Annotated in this window: 3 protein-coding genes and 1 pseudogene; all 4 read left to right on the forward strand. The window is 74.0% G+C overall.

All coding sequences use genetic code 11. From position 1 onward, the window contains the following. A partial coding sequence (locus tag JNW91_RS30265) for a helix-turn-helix transcriptional regulator (RefSeq protein WP_238425975.1) occupies positions 1–1653 on the forward strand: 1653 nt, incomplete at its 5' end. Between the two features lie 52 nt (positions 1654–1705). Next, positions 1706–2854 carry an acyl-CoA dehydrogenase family protein gene (locus JNW91_RS30270; protein WP_203178905.1) on the forward strand — a complete coding sequence of 383 codons (1149 nt, stop codon included), beginning with the start codon at positions 1706–1708 and terminating at the stop codon, positions 2852–2854. A gap of 18 nt (positions 2855–2872) precedes the next feature. Beyond that, positions 2873–3337 carry a MaoC family dehydratase gene (locus tag JNW91_RS30275; protein ID WP_203178906.1) on the forward strand — a complete coding sequence of 155 codons (465 nt, stop codon included), beginning with the start codon at positions 2873–2875 and terminating at the stop codon, positions 3335–3337. A gap of 364 nt (positions 3338–3701) precedes the next feature. After that, positions 3702–3941, forward strand: a pseudogene (locus JNW91_RS32870) (endo-1,4-beta-xylanase); the annotation flags it as partial.

The raw sequence follows: 3941 nt of genomic DNA on the forward strand, positions 1-3941 counted from the left end.
CCGAAGGGGAACGCGACTGGTCCACCGCCTCGGCCGCGCTGTGCCGGGCCGCCGATCTCAGCGTCCGACCCGGGTCATACGGCCACCCGCCTGCTGTCCGCCGCCCGCTACGCCTGGGCCGCCGGTCAACCCGGCCAGGCGCGACTGCTGCTCGACCGCCTCCGTACCGTCTCCGGCGGAGGGGCGGTCGCCGCGCGCGCGGGTCTGCTGCGTGGCGAGCTGGAGCTGCGCTGCGACGCGGCCGCGGACGCGCCGGCCACCCTGTTGGCCGCCGCCGACGCGATCGCCGACGCCGATCGGGCCCAGGCGTTGACCGGGCTCGCCCGTGCCGGCGAGGCCGTCTGCTTCGCCGGCGACCAGTACCGGTACGCGGAGGTCGGCCGCCGGGCGGCGGCATTGCGACGCCCGAACGACCCGCCGGCCATGGAGCTGATGAGCTGTCTGGTCGCCGGGGTGGCGGCGACCCTGCGGGGCGACCACGAGCGGGCCGGCCCCGCGCTGCGTCGGGCGGTGGTGCTGGGCGGCCGGTTGACCGGCCCGGCGACGACCCCCGCCGCGCTCGCGTGCGCGGCGGCCGCCGGACTGGTGGTCGCCGTCGACGGTGCCGCACACCGGCTCGCCGAGCGCGCCGTCGCTCTGGCCCGGGACCGGGGCGAGCTGTCCATGCTGTCCCGGGCGCTGGAGCTGCGGGCCGTGGCCGAGTACTGGCTGGGACGGCACGAGACGGCGACGGAGACCTCGCGCGAGGGACTGCGGGTCGCCCGCGCCACCGGTCAGACCAACTGCGCCAACGTCCACCTGGGCATGCTCGCCGTCCTGGCCGCCGTCCGGGCCGATCGGGACACCAGCCTGCGATGGATCCGGGAGATCGGTGAGGCGCCGGCTCCGGGCAGCCGTCCGCACGCGCTCGCGGGGTGGGCGCTGTCGGTCCTCGACCTGGTCGACGGTCGGCACGACGAGGCGGCGACCCGGCTGGCGTCGCTGGCTCGGCTGGGTACCGGGCGAGGGCAGGTCCTGGTGCAGGTGATGGCCACCCCGTACCTGGTCGAGGCGGCCGTCCACCTCGCCCACCGCCCGGCGGCGACGGCCGCTCTCACCGTGTTCGACAGGTGGGCCAGCAGCACCGCGAGCCCGTTGCGTCGGGCGCTGTCCGCCCGGTGCCACGCGTTGCTCGCGCCCCGGGGCAGCGTCGAGGCGGAGCGGGAGTTCCAGGCCGCGCTGCGGCTGCACCCGACGGAGGCCGGCGCGTTCGAACGGGCGCGTACCGAGCTGCTCTTCGGCCAGGAGCTGCGCCGCAGCCGGCGCCCGCGCGACGCCCGGGGGCACCTGCACCAGGCCCGGGAGGCGTTCACCCTGCTCGGCGCGAGTCGCTGGGCCGAGCAGGCCACGGCGGAACTGCGCGCCGCCGGGGAGTCCGTCGGTCCGCCGGCTGTATCGGCGGCACGGCTGCTGACCGGTCAGCAACTGCGGATCGCCCAACTTGTCGCGGAGGGGGCCACCAACCGGGAGATCGCCGCCCGGATGTTCCTGTCCACCCGCACGATCGACCACCACCTGCGCAACGTGTTCCACCGACTCGGCATCCGCTCCCGCACCGAGCTGGCCCGCGCGTTCGCCGCCGAGCCGCACGTCGGTCTGGCCTCCGACCGGTGACCGCCACCGTCCGCTCTGGACGCCATAAACTATCACCGCTAGTTTATGGGCCATGGAGCTCACCCTCTCCACCGAACAGGAGGCCGTCCGGCGGCTCGCCGCCGAGTTCGTCGACCGGGAGCTGGTGCCGCACGCGGCCACCTGGGACCGGCGCGAGTCGGTCGACCCGGCCGTCGTGGGCATGCTCGGTGACCTGGGCTTCCTGGGCCTGACCATCGCCGAGTCCGACGGCGGTTCCGGCGGCGACCACCTCGCGTACTGCCTCGTGCTGGAGGAACTCGGCCGGGGCGACTCGGCAGTGCGCGGCATCGTCTCGGTCTCGCTCGGCCTCGTCGCGAAGTCGATCGCCGCCCACGGCTCCGCCGCGCAGCGGGCCGAGTGGCTGCCGCGGCTCTGCGCCGGCGAGGCGCTCGGTTGCTTCGCGCTGACCGAACCGGACAGCGGCTCGGACGCGGCCGCGCTGCGCACCCGCGCGGTCCGCGACGGCGACGACTGGCTGCTGACCGGCACCAAGACGTTCATCACCAACGGCACCACGGCCGATGTGGCGCTCGTCTTCGCCCGTACCGGCGGCCCCGGACACCGCGGCATCACCGCCTTCCTGGTGCCCACCGGCAGTGCGGGGCTGACCCGTCGGGAGATCCACGGCAAGCTCGGCCTGCGTGGGCAGGCCACCGGCGAGCTGAGCTTCGACGAGGTACGCGTGCCCGACGCCGCCCGGCTCGGCGCCGAGGGCGCAGGGTTCCGCCTGGCCCTGGCCACCCTGGCCAAGGGCCGGATGTCGGTGGCCGCCGGCTGTGTCGGCATCGCACAGGGCTGCCTGGACGCCGCGGTCGGCTACGCCGGGCAGCGGACCCAGTTCGGCAAGCCGATCGCCGGCCACCAGCTCGTGCAGCAGTTGCTCGCCGCCATCGCGGTAGACACCGCCGCCGCCCGCCTGCTGGTGTGGCGGGTGGCCGACCTCATCGACCGCGACCAGCCGTTCGCCACCGAGGCGTCGATGGCCAAGCTCTTCGCCAGCGAGGCCGCCGTGCGCGCGGCCAACAACGCGGTCCAGGTCTTCGGGGGGTACGGCTACATCGACGAGTACCCGGTCGGCAAGTACCTGCGCGACGCCCGGGTCGCCACCCTCTACGAGGGCACCACCCAGATCCAGCAGCTCCTCATCGGACGCGCGCTCACCGGCGTCAACGCCTTCTAGCTCGAAGGAGCCCCCGACATGAGAGTCTTCACCTCCCTCGACGAGCTGGCCGCCGCGGTCGGCGAGACCCTCGGCCCCGGTCCCTGGCAGCGGATCGAGCAGAGCCGCGTCGACCTCTTCGCCGACGCCACCGACGACCACCAGTGGATCCACCTCGACCCGGTACGGGCCGCGGCGGGGCCCTTCGGCGCGACGATCGCGCACGGCTACCTGACCCTGTCGATGCTGCCGGCGCTGGCCGGTGGGCTCTACCGGGTCGAGGGCGTGGCGATGGGGGTCAACTACGGTCTGAACCGGGTGCGTTTCCCCGCCCCGGTCCGCGTCGGCGCCGCCGTCCGGGCCATCGTCACCTTCACCGAGGTGTCCCCGGTGAACGGTGGGCTGCAGGTGGTCGCGACCGTCACCGTGGAGAGCGACAGCGGCGGCAAGCCCGTCTGCGTCGCCGAGACGGTCAGCCGGCTCTACCAGGGTGCGGCGCGCTGACCGGGTAGGTCTCGGGTCGTCTTCTGCCGACCGGACGGCATTGCGGAAGTGTTCCGGAACTTGTGGTGCCTCCCCGGCCCATCCGCCCCGTGGCTGCCGGCCCTTGACGCTCGGCTGCACGCGTCCTCGCCGCCAGCTGGGCTGCCTGCTTCCCCGCCTGAGCGGTGCCGGCCGGTACGTCGGTCAGTTTTCCGGAAATTCTTGCTCGTCGATGAGGCGCGCTGCCATACTCCTCATCCACCGGAGTCGATGACCAAGGGTCCGTGCCTCTTCCCGGGTGCCCCCGACATGCGGTCCCGACCCACCCACCACCGCCGGGGCGGTGCGTCAATCGACCGAACCGGTTTCCACGGAAGGGAACGAAATGATCGAAGAGGGCCAGGGTGGCACCCGCCCACGGGCGGGTTCCCGAGCGCGTACGGCGGCTGTCCTCGCCGCCGCCGGTCTGCTCGCGGTAACCGCCGCCGCATTCCTGCCCGGCACGGCCTCCGCCGGCACCACGCTCGGCGCGTCGGCTGCGGAGAAGGGTCGGTATTTCGGTACGGCGGTGGCGGCGGGTCGGTTGTCGGATAGCGCGTACACGACGATTTTGAACCGTGAGTTC

The organism is Micromonospora parastrephiae, assembly GCF_016802865.1.
Classification (GTDB): Bacteria; Actinomycetota; Actinomycetes; order Mycobacteriales; family Micromonosporaceae; genus Micromonospora; species Micromonospora parastrephiae.

Bases quoted from the DNA above. Each gene is read 5' to 3' on its own strand.
- JNW91_RS30275 (WP_203178906.1), top strand. From the start codon at position 2,873: ATGAGAGTCTTCACCTCCCTCGACGAGCTGGCCGCCGCGGTCGGCGAG.
- JNW91_RS30270 (WP_203178905.1), top strand. From the start codon at position 1,706: ATGGAGCTCACCCTCTCCACCGAACAGGAGGCCGTCCGGCGGCTCGCC.